Raw genomic sequence first — 13,384 nt, forward strand, 5'->3', positions numbered from 1 at the left:
CAGGAGTGTGGATGTGGGCCAGGGGAGGCGCGGGCGCACTCCCGCCCCCTGGCCGGGGGTCCGTACTCTGGGAGCCGACGACGGGTGTTGCATGCGAGTGGGACTGCTTGACCTGGGACGGGTGGCTGCGCGCGGTGTGCTGCTGGCCGCCGGCCTCTACCTTGCGGGCAGGCTTGCCGGTGCCTACGAGCACCAGCCGAGCGGCCGCCGGGAGACCGTCGGCGATGTCTTCTGGCACACAGTCGACAACCTTGGCGACGCCGCATCCCTGCTGCTCCCGCTCGGTGGCGGGGTAGTGATCCTGCTGACCGGATTCCGGTTGTTGGCCATGCGGTACGGGGCCGCAGAGGACGCGGGCGGATCCGGCCCCGGCCCGGGCGGGGATCCGTTGGCCCGCTGACCCTGCCGCAGCGCACCCGCGCGCGCCGGGGTACCAGCCTTGCGCCGAGGCCTACGGCGGGCAGGACCCGGTGGAGGCAGTGCACTCCTCAGCCGCTTAAACAGATAAGAAGGACGCGCTTCGCGCGACGACAGAAGAAGCAGAGCGCCACGTCGGTGCAGGCCGTGACGCACCATCGGGCTCAAACCCCCCAAGAAGGCGCCTCGTTCGCCCTGTGCGGGCCGCGCGGCACGTCCGGGTCGGGGATTTCCCGGTCGCCGGGACTGCCGGGCGTTCTGCGGGGCTTGTGTGGCCTCGGGGTCGAATGGGGTGCCCGCGGCCGGCCCGGAACAGCACGGCCGCCCACAGGCGGTCGGCGTCCCGTGTGATGAGGTAGGTCCGCGCGAGATTGCAGCGCACGTACACAAGGGGGCAGGAATGCAGGGCACCGTACGACGAGGGTCGTGGCGGAGGGCGGCGGGCGTCACCGTCGCAGCGCTGGCGGTTAGCGCAGGATCGGTGATACCTGCGGCAGCCGACACGGACCCGCCGGACTACCTCACGCTCATGAAGGCTCAGGAGATGTGGAAGGTCGCAGACGGCAGCGGCATCACGGTGGCCGTCGTCGACAGCGGCTTCAAGGAAGTCCCGGGCGTGCGGAGCGAGTCCGTCCTTCCAGGCGTTTCGGTCATGTCACCGCCGGCCGGGCAGCCGGACAAGACGTACCCGGCGCACGACGATGTTGACGGGCACGGGACCACCATGACCGCAGCGATCGTCGGCGACGGCGCAGGAGGCGGCCCGAAGGGTCTGGCTCCCGGCGCCAAGGTGATGCCCGTCCGCACCAGCCTCGGCACGCCCATGGCCTTTGCCGCAGGCGCCGAGGGTGCCAAGGGGATCCGGTACGCGGCCGACAACGGGGCCAAGATCATTAATTTGAGCTGGGGCGACTACTACTCCTACCCAAGGCTCAAGGCGGCTGTCGAGTACGCCCAGAGCAAGGGGGTACTCGTCGTCGCTGCCATGGGAAATGAGGGGGAGGGCAACAACGCGATCAACTTGATCACCCAGGTTCCGGGAGTCCTCGGCGTAGGAGCCATCGACGAGACCGCCGAGCCGCTGGAGCTCTCCTCCCACGGGCACACCACGGACCTGTCCGCATATGGCAGCAAGGCCCCGGTCCGCTGTAAGGAGAACACGGCCTGGTGTGTGAGGGACGGAGGCACCTCGTATGCCAGTGCCCTGACCTCCGCCTCCGCCGCGCTCGTATGGTCGGCTCACCCCGACTGGACCGCCAATCAAGTCGCCCGCGTCCTCATCGAGACCGCCGGCGGCCCCGTCGACGGCGCCAAGCGCAACGACTGGGTCGGCTACGGGGCGGCCCGCCCGAGCTGGGTGCTGCTGAAGAAGGCAGGCAACCCGGGGGCACCTGACGTCGACCCCCTGGCCCCAGCCCCCACGAACACCCCCGCCCCCGCCCCCAGCCAGACAGCTGCTGCTGCGCCAGCGGAAGCTGCGGCTGCGGAAGCGGGCCTGCCCTGGCAGTGGCTGGCACTCGGCGCCGTCGTCGCCGCGGGCCTCGGCCTCGCCGGCACGCTGATCGTCAAGCGCCGCCGCAGTTGATCCTTCACCCAGATCCCCAGGCCGTCGCCGTCGCCCGCGAGCAAGCCCCGGCGGCGGCCTGGGGGCCTGGCCGTGGCCACGGCCCAAATGCTGGTCGGCCCCGCACGGCTGAGCGGCCCGGGCCTGGCGCCCGGCCGATACCTTGACCGCCCCGGCCCCGGTGCAGACCCCCACCCCCAGCGCCGACCCGGCAGCTGCGGTGCCACGCCGAGTGGAGTCTGCGGCTGCGGAATCCGGCCTCTCCTGGAAGTGGCCAGCACTCGGCGCCTTCGTCGCCGTGATCCCCGGCCTCGGCATCGCGGCGATCGTCAAACGCCGTCGCCGCTGACCCTTCCGGGCCCGCTGCCCCGGCTGTTGAGGGCCTCGCCCGTCACCCGTTCAACTCGATCCGCCCGGCCCGTATGTACTCACCCGCAGAATCACTGTGCCGCGTCTGGCCGGCTCCCCGGGCGGGCCGGGCGGGGCGGGGCCATCTTGGCATGTCCACATTTGAGAGGATGATCGCTCGGAACGATGAAGTGCGGGTCGTGGCGGCGTCTGCTGCCCGGCCCGGGGAAAGGCGAGATGAGATTGCGTACGTGGACGCGCGCTGCAGCGGCAGCGGTGGGGGCTGCGACCGTGACCGCCCTCCTGACCGGGTGCAATGGCCTTGGGACGGCGAAGGGCAACAGCTCTCCATCGCCGCGTGCCGCCGACGCCAAGAAGACGTTCCGCCTGGGCGAGGCCAGTCCGGAGCAGGAGAGCCAGAAGCTGAACTCGCAGGACGCAAAGTTCACGGTGACACCGCTGGAGGTGCACACCGGTACCGAGGCGGACATGGAAAACTCCGGCCTGCAGAAGGACGACAAAGGCCCGCAGATCCCCGTCTTCGTGTGGTCGACGCTCACTCACAGGAGCGGCACGCCCATGAAGGTCGGTGACATGGACGGCGACCTGATGATCAGGACGGAGTCAGGTCTGAGGACGCGTGCCCTGATCGTCATGATGGGCAGTGCGAAGTGGGCCAACTGCCCGGCAACGCAGAGCGAAAAGACCCTGGGCCCGGGTCAGTCTGAGAAGATCTGCACGGCGTTCCTGATCCCGGCAGGGCAGAAGCCGGCCGCGGTCGAGGTCTTTCAGGGGTTCAACGCGGAACCAGCGCAGTGGCCGGTCAGCGGCTGAGTCGAGTGACGGGCCCAACTGCGGTCGCGTTCGCGGTGCTGGCGTCACCGCACCCCGGCCCGGCCGTCAGGCGAGCCCGGCCGGGCGGGCGGGCGGGCGCGGACAACACGGACGGCGCGGACAGTCGACGAGCGTGCGCGGCTTCTACGACGCCTTCCCGCAGGACGGGCGGCCGCTTCTGATCATGGTCACGCGCAACGCGGCATTTCCAGGGCCGCATCGCCCTGGAGACCGGCGAGATCGTGGACACCAACCACTGGCGATGAGCCGGAGGAAGCGCCACGTGGCGGAAGAAGAATCCGGCGTCGTGGTTGCCTGGACCCGGGGGCCACCACGGTTCGGTGGAGCAGCCCCGCCGGGACAGTCGCGAGACCACATCCCCTGGCGCAGGGGCATGCTTATGTGACCCTTCCCTGATGCGTCGCCGAGGGGTCATTCCCTGGCTGGGGGATGGCACTTGCTCGACTGCGTTGCCCGACTCGGCCGGCAGCGCTCGAAGGTGTCCCGGCTGGAGAACGGCAAGCAGACGGACCGTCCAGCAGTCCTCCACGCCGCTCAAACGGGAGGCCCGCCGCCAGGGCGTGAGTGCCTGGCCTTACCCAGTTGCCTCCCGCACGTGGCTCCCGGCCGTCAGAATTCCCCTATGGACTCAGGGGTGGCGGCAGTTGTGGGTGCAGCCGTGGGCGTGGTGGGTACTACCCTCGCGGCTGCTGTTGCAGGCTTATCGGCGCAACGACAGATAAGGGCAGAGCACCGGCACTGGCGCCGGCAGCTCCGCCGTGACGCGTACTCAGCGTTCACGGCCAAGGCGGACGAGCTGCACAAGGCGTTGAAGGAGATCAATGCCGAGCTGATCACGCCGGGAGCGGATCTTGATGCCCTACGCGCGAGCGTCGCTGGGGCCCGTGCATCGCTCCATGGCGGGCTCGCCGATGCTCAAGCGACGGTGGAGATCGAAGGGCCGGAGAAGCTGGCTCGCGTGGCGGAAGAGCTGTCTCGATCGCTCTCGGCCTGCATCGCCGCCATCAGCGCGGCCACCCTCGGGCAGGGCGGCGGTCCCTCCGTTGTGACGGAACACCAAGAGGTCAGACGGTTCCTGGACCACGCATCATCGAAGCGCGCCCAGTTCGTTGAACACGCTCGAAGGACCATCGACGTGTGAAGCCAGCCGTCGGCCCCGGCATCCCAGGTACTAAATCTTCGGCGGCACGCGCTCAGACTTCTTGGGCACGAGCCCCATCCTCCCTGATGGCTCACAACGGAGCGGCAGAGAAGTCAGAACGGTTCACTATCGATGGGTTGGCCGCCGTACTGGGGTGTCATTGCCCTCTGCCGCTTCGGCGTTTTGCGAGGTGGTCCTGAAGCTCCAGGTGTCTGAACTGGTAGGCGTTCCCGGCGACCCGGAGTAGACCTGCGGCAGAGGCCCAGGCAAGGAACCGTCCGAGGCGCCACGGTAGGCGTCGGCGTGTGCAGATCAATGTGGCAACGTAGCGGCGCCACGCGGCGGCCCAGAAAATCCCGCCAAGAACAGCACCGATACCCAGCACAATGATCAGAAAGCCAACGTTAGGGGCGACGAATCCCTCGAGGAGTCCGAACACGATCTCGATGCTGAGAACGAAGGCGGCCGCGGCGCTGGCACCGATCAGCATCCCTGAACGTAGGTCTGCCAGGACAAGGCCGTTCGGGCCTCTACTGGACGCCGTGGTCTCCAGGTTGCGCCGAAGGCCGAAAGCACAGCCTCCGATGAGGGCGACCGGGAAGAGCAGGGCACAGCCGAGCAGGACGTCGGAGGCATGGGACTCGGAATACTCGTCGGTCACGGTCACGCCCAGTGAGAAGGCAAGTGCTGCAACGAAGCCGACGACGACTGGCCCGATGACTGCTCGCCTTCCCTCCCGTGTACGGAGACGTCCAGGCTGAATGCCCTTGGCGGTGGGCCAAGCAGTTCTGGCCGAGGCGAAGATCCAGCTGATGGTCAGCAACGCCAAGACGACCAGTCCCGGGGTGAACCGGTGGTCGTCGACGGCTTCGGGCAGCATCGAGTACACAATGGCTAGTTCCGTACTTCGCGGGTGGCGGCGAAAGGTGGATTGCGACGGCCAGCGCGCAGTTGTCTGGCCTCGCGGCTATCGGCGGCCATCTCGTTTACGCTCGCTGCGCCGCAGTGCGCGACGTTGCTTTCCTGGCAGGGTGGCGGCCAGCTCGCCCACCAGGGAGACGTCGTGGCAATCGCCGTCCCGGCTGCCCTGGCACCACCACACTGGTGGGCCGGCCGCGTCCGTTTCGCCCTGGTACCAGTCGCCAGTGGTCTCTGCGGGACGAGGGTGCATTCCGATCTTGTGTTCCGAGCAGATCGGCCAGACCCGCCAGAGCAACTCCATGATGGTCGACTGCGCCGCATCTGCGACCACAGTCAGGACCGTCGCCGCATCGTCCGGCTCTGGCGGGTCGCCCTCCTCCAGGTCGCACGCATTCACCGAATTGCCGTGCCAACGGCCGTCGGGCATCGCCACGTAGACCTGCCCCCTGTCGATTCCGCTCGGGGGCAAAGGCTGCCGAGGCGGGTCAACCATCAGTATCAGTGCTTCTTGATCCGGCAGGGTCGCCATCAGGTCGCGGTTGACCACAGCGAGTGCGGCCTCCAGCTTCGGCCACTGACCGGGCTCGGCCGGCCTGGGCTCCGGGAGATGCTGCCGGTCATGACCAGGACCGATGCTGAAATGCGAGGAGTAGTTCACCAGGGCATCGTCTCAGTCACCCCGTCTTTCACCGGTGACGGAGGGTGAAATCAGCTCAGGTTTCTGGCCAGCGGGGGTGTGTGGGTTCCGAGCCGAGGAGGTCGAGCAGGTGGAGTTGAATGCCGCGGGTGATGGCGATGACGGGTGGGTCAGTGGCGCTGCCGACCCGTAGTCGCAGGTCGGACAGGTGGTAAAGGATCATTCTGCCGGTGGGTCGCACCTTCTGGTTGCCGGGGTAGAGGCCCGGCATCTTCTGGTCACCTCCGAGGGCTTGCCGGACCTGGCGTTCGATCAGGCAGAACAGCAGAAGGGACAGGCAGATCACCGCGATCAGTGCGGCGACGCGCCTGTTGTCCTGCACAAAGATGGGGGTGACGGCCAGCGGGGCCTTGACCCCGGATTTTGAACACGTCTATGAGGCTTGGGGCGGGGTAGTTGCTGCTGGTTGAAGGCCGTTCTCGAAGGCGATCGGAGATCGCTGACCGAGGCGGGAATGCCGGCGCCGGGTGTTGTGTCGGGTCAGCCAGCGGAAGGCGTCGAGCCTGGCCTCGCGCTCGCTCGACCAGCCCTTCCGAGCGTCACCTCGGGCCCCGGTGCCCCAGGCGTGCGCTGCAGTGAGGGCCCGGGGCTCCACACCAGCGCGCCCGCCCACGCGGGCTGGATCCATAAGGCGATAGGCCGCAACGGCTGATTCGGGACGCCGACACGGTGCCCGTGCCGCTCGCGGCCCCTGCCCCGTGTGCCTACGATCGGTCCATGACGACGACAGACGGCTGCCGCTGGTCCCTCTGCTCCCGGAACTCGTTCCTGTCGATCGGATCCATCGGATCGACGCTTTCGATCGGATCTGTCGGCTCGTTCCTGTCGATCGGGTCGGTCGGCTCGGCCGCCTCCGTCCTCTCGGTCGGCTCGTGGGCGAGCCTTGGCTCACTGCTGTCCGCCGCATCCCGGTGGTCGGCCCTTTCCTGGCGCTCTCGCTGCGGCGTCCTGGCCGGAGGCACGGCCCTGGCGACTGCCCTGGCCTTCACTCGGCGCGGCACCGGCTGATAGACGTCACGGTTTCTTCACTGGCTGGGGCACACGGGTGTTCACCACCTTGTGGCGCCCCGACCTGCGTGTGTGCGCACGTGCCTTCGGGCGGATCTGGGTGGTGCGGGGGTGCGCTTCGACGACGGTCCGTGGTTAGGCCTCTCTCCTTGCCCGGTGTCGGGTCGTTTCGACTGCCCGGTGTGGGAGGTGGTCGCGGAGGACGTGGATGAGATGCTCCACGCCCTGGCGGGTGGCTGGTCTGGCTCCGGGTACGCGCCGCCAGTTGAGGTTGTTCCTGTTTGGCGGACAGGTTGCATGTACTGGTCAGGCGGCGGTGGTTTCGTACGCGGCTGGGGTCGGCCGCGCGACTGCTCGTGCACTTCGGTGATGCGGGCGGTCAGCTCGGCGTCACGAACGGCCCGGGAGCCGGGGGTGGCGCTCCGGTGGGCGTAGTAGGCGGACCGGGAGACCTTCATCAGTTCACACGCCCGTTTGACGTTGTGACCTGCCTAGTTCTCCCCCTCGATGAACGGGTCGACCGTCACCGGGTCCCCCTCGCGAAGAAGACCATGGCCCGCTTGAGGATGTCGATGTCCTCCTGCAGGCGGCGGTTCTCCCGCCGCAGTTCGGCGAGTCCTTCCCGTTCGTCACGCTCCAGGTCCTTGGGCTGGTGGCTTTCGTCGGCCTGGGCCAGTCACAGCCTGACCGTGGTCTCGGTCAGGTCGAAGTCCTTCACGACCTCGGGAACGGCCCGGTCGCCTCGCAGGCACATCTCGGCCCCCACCGTGGGAGAGGTTCACCGTGCCGTTGGCGTTCACGCCGAGCAGGTACTCCCCGGTCCGACCCAGCACCGGGCCGTCGAAGGAGGCGGGCTTGCCCCAGGCTTCGTGCCCTGATGCCGGGCTATCGTCACGTGTCGGTACGACCGGCCTCCGTACGTCTGGAGAAAGGGTTGCTACCGTCATCACGGCCGACGGGCCGGCCGCCGCGCGGGCAGTACAGTTTGGGCCCCGCGTCGTGGAGCCGGTTCGCGAAATGCTTGCCAACGAGCTGCGCTCCCGCCTGCGCGAGCAGTACTCAGGTGAACTCGTGATGGTGGCGGTCAGGGTGCAGTGGCAATCAGCCCGCTCGCGGCCAAGCAGCCGTCGATGGGCTGCGGCCGGTACGGGATCTTCCGTAAGCCGCGCCTGAACGTCCGCATGAGATGGTCCGGATCGGCTGTGGGACTCTCCGTGTGCATCGTCGCGCATTGGGGCCGACGCGGGGCTTATTCCGCTTCGGGGCACGTTCTTCGTTGCCGCGTACCGGGGAGATGCGGCATCAGGGCCGGCGCAGTGGCCGAGTGTTCGGCAGTGATGCCGTGGTGTGGAAGGTCTCGGGCCGGGGGAGCGGAGATGCCTGCTCGTCACCGTCGGCCGGTGAACCGGCGCCCCCCGTAGGGACGACGAACCAAAAACCGGCGCGGAAGTTGTGCCCAGAGCATTTACCGGCCGTTCTGTAGAGGGCGGGAGTGATGACGGCCCTGGCGGAGGTGGCGAATCGGGTGAGCGGCCGCCGTGGCGAGTGGCGCGGATCATGCGGTCTGTCGGACGGGTGGTGGGCTGCTTCCAGCAGGGCCCGGAAGCGGAAACAGGGGGCCGCTGCCGCTACGCATTCCAACGATGGGCAGGGCCGGACGCATGACGGGATACCGCCTGTCTGACAGCGTGGCCGATTCTGAAGTCCGGGTGTTGCCGGGGAGTTGGCGCAGAGACATGATCGCTTTCATGCAAGCCGATCCTGATTCGGGAGTCGAGATGTGATGCGTCAATCCCTTCCATGGCATGGGAAGGGGTGGCCGATTCTCGTTTTAGCCGGCGGCGGACCGTACCGCCATCGTGGTTTCAACATAAGGGAGTTGTGCATTCATGCGTAAGCGTCGGGGATTTCTCGCCCTCACCACTGTGGGCGTGGTCATGTGCACCACCGCGTTCATGCCATCGGTCAGTCTTGCCGTCGGCCGCGACGGTGGGGGCAAGGAGGATTCCTACGCCGAGAGGCACGACCTGACGGTGGACGACGTCAGGCTGATCAACGCACTGAACGAGAGGGCCTTGGACCTGGGGCAGCCCGGCAAGCCCCCGCGCGGATTACCGCCGGGTGCCGTCGAGTCTCTCAGGCCTTCGGCGTCGGCCGACGGCCGTGTGACCCCTCCGGCCGAGCCCCTCGACAGGATGCCTGACGCGTACCGGGCCCACGGAGGCAGGGCCACTACAGACGTGAGCAACTACATACGCAAGTGGCAGCAGGCCTACAGCCACCGCGACGGCAAGGCGCGGCAGATGACCGAAGCGCAGCGAGAACAGCTGTCCTACGGTTGCGTCGGAATCACCTGGGTCAACTCGGGGCCCTACCCGACGAATAAATTGGCGTTCGCTTCGTTCGACGAGAACAAGTACAACAGTGGCCTGAGGAACGACAGCCCCCGGCCCGGCGAGACGCGCGCCGAATTCGAAGGGCGCATCGCGAAGGGAAGCTTCGACGAGACGAAGGGCTTCAATCGAGCCCGTGACGTGGCATCCATCATGAACAAGGCCCTGGAAAATACGCACGACGTGGGGGCATACGTGAACAATCTCAAGGCGGAGCTCGCCAAGAGCAACGACTCGCTGCTTCACGAGGACGGCCGTTCGACCTTTTACTCGGCTCTCAGCAGCACGCCGTCCTTCAAGGATCGTGACGGGGGGAACTACGACCCGTCCAGGATGAAGGCGGTCGTCTATTCGAAGCACTTCTGGAGCGGGCAGGATCCGAGGAGCTCCTCCGACAAGCGCAAGTACGGCGAACCGGGTGCCTTCCGCCCGGACCAGGGAACAGGCCTGGTCGACATGTCGGGGGATAGGAACGTGTCGCGCAGTCCTGCCAACCCGGGCGAAAGCTATGTCAACTTCGACTACGGCTGGTTCGGGGATCAGGCAGAACCGGATCCCAAGAAGACGGTATGGACCCACGCCAACCACTATCACTCGCCCGATGGTGACATGGGTCCGATGCGGGTGTACGAGAGCACCTTCCCGAACTGGTCAGCCGGGTACGCGGACTTCGACCGCGGAGCCTACGTGATCACGTTCATACCGAAGAGCTGGAACACCGCCCCCGCCAAGGTGAAGCAGGGCTGGCCGTAACAGCCACGGACGCGAGTCCGGCCTCCGGGACGGCCACGGCCTGGGCACGCTCTGGATCAGGCATTCGCCTGACCCGGTCGTACCAGGCCGCTCTCGTACGCGATCACCACGCGCTGGGCCTGGTCCCGGGCATCGAGTTTCACGAGGATCCGGCTCATATGGGTCTGCGCCGTCCACGTTGACGGGTGCAGTGCCGCGGCGATCTCGTCAATCGAGCTGTCGCAGCCTACGAGGAGCAGGAACTCCTGGTCACAGCGGCTCAGCCGGTCGAGGCCGAGTGGGCGCGGTGGTGACGCCTGTTCCTGGAGACGCGTTTCGACCAGGGGGCGGAGGTGCCCGCGGCAACAACAGGCTGTCTCCGGTCGCCACGGTCTGAATCGCGGAAAGCATCTCCATCCGGTACCAGTCCTGAGTTCCGCGGTCTTTGTCGCGGCGGCGGCCCGGAAGCTCCTCCGTCTCGAGGCGCCAGCTACCCTGCCGCCTGCCTGCGCCTGGCCGACGCGTTCGGCGCCGCGATCACCGCGGTCCTCGCCGCAGTACTGGCCTGAGGGCAGATTGGCTGCGCCTGGGCCGGGTCTGGACGGTCAACGGTCGATCTTCGAACGGGAAGTGACGCCTGATGACAGGAGTGACCGTGTCGGGGGGCTGTGGCGGAAGTACAGCCGTCCGGGTTGGTGCCGGACGTTCTGGACGGTCAGCTGATCAGTCAGCTGGTGGACCGGGCCAAGGCCGACGGGATCAAGCTGACGGGCCAGGGTGTCTGCTGCAGCAGCTCACGAAGAGGATCCTCGAGTCGGCTCTGGAAGACGAGATCACCGACCACCTCGGGTATGAGAAGCATGAGAAGGCCGGCTCGGGCAACACCGGGAACGGGACCCGGTCCAAGACCGTGGCGACCGAGGTCCCGCGGGACCGGGAGTGCTCCTTCGAGCCGCAGATCGTCAAGAAGCGGCAGCGTCGGCTGACCGGGGTCGACGAGATGGTGCTCTCGCTGTCCGCCGGCGGCCTGACCCACGGCGAGATATCCGCCCACCTCGCTGAGGTCTACGGCACCGAGGTCTCCAAGCAGACGAAGGTGGTCGACGGCATGAACGAATGGCAGAACCGGCCCCTCGATTCCGGTCCGGGCCGTGCTCCTTGATGGTGTGCACGTGCGCGGCCGCGACCAGCTCCACGGCCTCGTCCCAGTCTGCCCGCACCAGCCCGCCCTTGCCGCGGGCCCTCTGGTACGTGCGCCGGCGCTCGGGGTCCGCCTGGATGTCCCCCAGGCCAGAACGGGATCCTTCAGCCGGCGCTTCGCCTCCCTCTACATCTCCAGCAGCACCCCGCGCATGTACGGGTAGCGCACCGGGTCGGCGAGTATGCGTACCAGGAGAACGCGGCCCCGCGCGGGCAGCCGCGGGGCTCGTACTCGGGGCGGTCGGGGCCGACGGACGGGTAGTCGGTGGCCTGGGTCTCCCACGTGATAGCCGAGAACGGCCCTGGTTTCGCCGGCGGCCCGTATGCGGCGCGGAAGGCGCGGCTGAAGTAAGCGGCATCGGGGAAGCACCAGCCGGCTGCGATCGAATGTATGGGGCGGCCGAGCAGGCGGGAGTCGGCCAGGTCGCGGCGGCAGTTCTCCAGGCGCAGTGCCCGGATCCAGGCAGCCATGGTGAGTTCCTGGTCGCGGAAGAGCAGGTACAGATATCGCGTGGAAATGCCGTGCGCGGCGGCTACGGCTTCGGGCGTCAGGCCCGGATCCCGCAGTCGCTGCGGGACGAAGTCGTGGATGCGTGCCTTCAGGGCACGCCTGCAGGCTTCCGGTCCCATCGTCGCCTCGGCGTCCAGGCAGCGGCCGAGCAAGGACGCCAGGAGATCCACCGTGGTCTGGGTCAAGGCCGGGACATCAGCCGGAGTGAACTCCCCTGCGCGCGTGACCAGATCCACCAGCCAGCGGTGGAACACGCCGCCCAGGCCGCGCGTGGCGGGAATCGGGACGGCGGTCATGCGCCGCACCGCGTTCTCCGGTAACGGCACCAGGATCCGGGGCATCTGGACGACGATTGACGACCAGGCTCCCGGAGTCGTCGCCAGGCAGCCGCTGAACGGCCGGCTGCTGTCCACGAGGACGAACCCGCCGGCGCGGAACGCTGCGTCTCGTTCTGCCTGTGACAGGCCGATGCCAGTAATCAGCGGTCTGTCGATGCCTCCGGAGGGGTGACACCACCCCCAGGCCATGCGTTCGACAGGGGGAGAAAGTCATGCCAACTCCGGAGGCCGGGCGCCCCATTGCGGGGCCATCAAAACGGTAATGGGGGCACCGGTCAGCTACCACGATGAAGGCCAGGCCTCCAGAGCCCGGCCTTCACCTATGAACCCGCTGATGTCATCGCCGACTCACGACGAAAGGAACCCGTCCTGCAGGCGGTTCCGACGTCGCACGCTGAACCGAACCCGATCATGCATCGCCCTCGAAGGGCGTACTGCTTCAACGGGGCGGGTTTGAAGCTGTCTGGATTTCCCACATCTGGTTGTAGGAGTTCCATTGGACGCCGGACGTGATGCAGTCCCACTGCTGCAGCAAGGCTTGCTGGCCGGAATGGCCGGTGGAGGAATCTGCGTCCAGGCACCTTCCGGTTTGGCGGTTTACGATGATCTTGTGCCGCTCGGCAGCCCAGACTCTATGTGCGGGGATCTCGACCCACCGGATGTACCACTCGGCCGGCGCGTAGCCGGGATAGCAATACGGGTACTGGATGATGCGCGTGCCGTTGGCGTAATATCCCGACCGCCAGTCGAGCATGAGGCGCTGGTTCGAATGCCGCGCCTTGATGCGGAAGAAGCCGTTCCCGCTGTCCAGCAGATCGAACTCCTGCGAGGCGCTGGTGTTGTTGGGCCACAGGAAAACGCCCGTGTAGGGGTCGACGGACGCCCACATGACGTCGACGAGGCCGCCGCCGCCGACATTGATGATTTCCTGCCTGAGAGTGTCCGACGCGTATGCCGGTGTAGGTGCAATCGCCGTGAAGAGGGCGATCACCAGGGCCGCAATCATGCTCAGCGGTGCGAACCTCCTGGGACGCTTGTTCATCCTCTCCCTTTTCGGACGCGCAGCGGCGCCGGCCAGGAGAACCCGGCGGATCACGCCAATCGGACTGGGGTTCATTCATTTCGTTCCTTTCCATGAAAGGTCCTGCGCCGTTACTGGGGCGAGGACGAAAGAGATGGCGATGAACCCGGAGCCAGCACGCCCAGTGGGCTATCACGCATGCGTTCCGGGTCTTGCGGGGAGACGCTGAATCCCCGTT

Annotated in this window: 11 protein-coding genes and 1 pseudogene; 7 read left to right on the forward strand and 5 right to left on the reverse strand. The window is 67.3% G+C overall.

The window, feature by feature from the left end:
* Positions 1 to 97: 97 nt before the first annotated feature.
* The 4 genes from OG429_RS39705 (at position 98) to OG429_RS39720 (ending at position 4,325) form a co-directional block, all read left to right on the forward strand.
* A complete protein-coding gene (locus OG429_RS39705; protein WP_328930094.1) occupies positions 98 to 400 on the forward strand; it encodes a hypothetical protein in 303 nt (100 codons plus the stop codon).
* Positions 401 to 946: 546 nt separating this feature from the next.
* On the forward strand, positions 947 to 2,002 hold the full coding sequence (locus tag OG429_RS39710; RefSeq protein WP_328930095.1) for a S8 family serine peptidase: 1,056 nt from the start codon (positions 947 to 949) through the stop codon (positions 2,000 to 2,002).
* A gap of 618 nt (positions 2,003 to 2,620) precedes the next feature.
* Positions 2,621 to 3,163 (forward strand): hypothetical protein, encoded by a 543-nt coding sequence (locus OG429_RS39715; RefSeq protein WP_328930096.1) that lies wholly within the window; start codon positions 2,621 to 2,623, stop codon positions 3,161 to 3,163.
* A 643-nt stretch (positions 3,164 to 3,806) separates the two neighbouring features.
* Entirely contained in the window at positions 3,807 to 4,325 is a 519-nt protein-coding gene (locus OG429_RS39720; protein WP_328930097.1) for a hypothetical protein, read from the forward strand.
* A 157-nt stretch (positions 4,326 to 4,482) separates the two neighbouring features.
* Here OG429_RS39720 and OG429_RS39725 read toward each other — a convergent pair whose 3' ends face one another.
* The 3 genes from OG429_RS39725 to OG429_RS39735 all read right to left on the reverse strand — a co-directional run bounded on the left by OG429_RS39725 (position 4,483) and on the right by OG429_RS39735 (position 6,265).
* Positions 4,483 to 5,205 (reverse strand): hypothetical protein, encoded by a 723-nt coding sequence (locus tag OG429_RS39725; protein WP_328930098.1) that lies wholly within the window; start codon positions 5,203 to 5,205, stop codon positions 4,483 to 4,485.
* Positions 5,206 to 5,292: 87 nt separating this feature from the next.
* Positions 5,293 to 5,904: a hypothetical protein gene (locus tag OG429_RS39730; protein WP_328930099.1), complete on the reverse strand. Its 612-nt coding sequence runs from the start codon at positions 5,902 to 5,904 to the stop codon at positions 5,293 to 5,295.
* A gap of 55 nt (positions 5,905 to 5,959) precedes the next feature.
* Positions 5,960 to 6,265, reverse strand: coding sequence for a hypothetical protein (locus tag OG429_RS39735; protein ID WP_328930100.1), 306 nt, complete (start codon positions 6,263 to 6,265; stop codon positions 5,960 to 5,962).
* A gap of 395 nt (positions 6,266 to 6,660) precedes the next feature.
* Here OG429_RS39735 and OG429_RS39745 point away from each other — a divergent pair, with 395 nt between their 5' ends.
* The 3 genes and pseudogenes from OG429_RS39745 to OG429_RS39755 all read left to right on the forward strand — a co-directional run.
* Positions 6,661 to 6,951: a hypothetical protein gene (locus OG429_RS39745; protein WP_328930101.1), complete on the forward strand. Its 291-nt coding sequence runs from the start codon at positions 6,661 to 6,663 to the stop codon at positions 6,949 to 6,951.
* A gap of 1,889 nt (positions 6,952 to 8,840) precedes the next feature.
* Positions 8,841 to 10,097 (forward strand): protein-glutamine gamma-glutamyltransferase, encoded by a 1,257-nt coding sequence (locus OG429_RS39750; RefSeq protein WP_328930102.1) that lies wholly within the window; start codon positions 8,841 to 8,843, stop codon positions 10,095 to 10,097.
* A gap of 647 nt (positions 10,098 to 10,744) precedes the next feature.
* A pseudogene (locus tag OG429_RS39755) lies at positions 10,745 to 11,263 on the forward strand (transposase); the annotation flags it as partial.
* A 118-nt stretch (positions 11,264 to 11,381) separates the two neighbouring features.
* Here OG429_RS39755 and OG429_RS39765 read toward each other — a convergent pair.
* Positions 11,382 to 12,314, reverse strand: a complete 933-nt coding sequence (locus OG429_RS39765; protein ID WP_443051308.1) for a helix-turn-helix domain-containing protein — start codon at positions 12,312 to 12,314, stop codon at positions 11,382 to 11,384.
* A 250-nt stretch (positions 12,315 to 12,564) separates the two neighbouring features.
* Entirely contained in the window at positions 12,565 to 13,242 is a 678-nt protein-coding gene (locus tag OG429_RS39770; protein WP_328930103.1) for an RICIN domain-containing protein, read from the reverse strand.
* Positions 13,243 to 13,384: the final 142 nt, after the last annotated feature.

The organism is Streptomyces sp. NBC_00190 (assembly GCF_036203305.1).
GTDB lineage: Bacteria > Actinomycetota > Actinomycetes > Streptomycetales > Streptomycetaceae > Streptomyces.

Coding starts and splice junctions, on each gene's coding strand:
- OG429_RS39710 (WP_328930095.1), top strand. CDS start 947: ATGAAGGCTCAGGAGATGTGGAAGGTCGCAGACGGCAGCGGCATCACG.
- OG429_RS39720 (WP_328930097.1), top strand. CDS start 3,807: ATGGACTCAGGGGTGGCGGCAGTTGTGGGTGCAGCCGTGGGCGTGGTG.
- OG429_RS39725 (WP_328930098.1), bottom strand. CDS start 5,205: ATGCTGCCCGAAGCCGTCGACGACCACCGGTTCACCCCGGGACTGGTC.
- OG429_RS39745 (WP_328930101.1), top strand. CDS start 6,661: ATGACGACGACAGACGGCTGCCGCTGGTCCCTCTGCTCCCGGAACTCG.
- OG429_RS39750 (WP_328930102.1), top strand. CDS start 8,841: ATGCGTAAGCGTCGGGGATTTCTCGCCCTCACCACTGTGGGCGTGGTC.
- OG429_RS39765 (WP_443051308.1), bottom strand. CDS start 12,314: ATGGCCTGGGGGTGGTGTCACCCCTCCGGAGGCATCGACAGACCGCTG.
- OG429_RS39770 (WP_328930103.1), bottom strand. CDS start 13,242: ATGAACCCCAGTCCGATTGGCGTGATCCGCCGGGTTCTCCTGGCCGGC.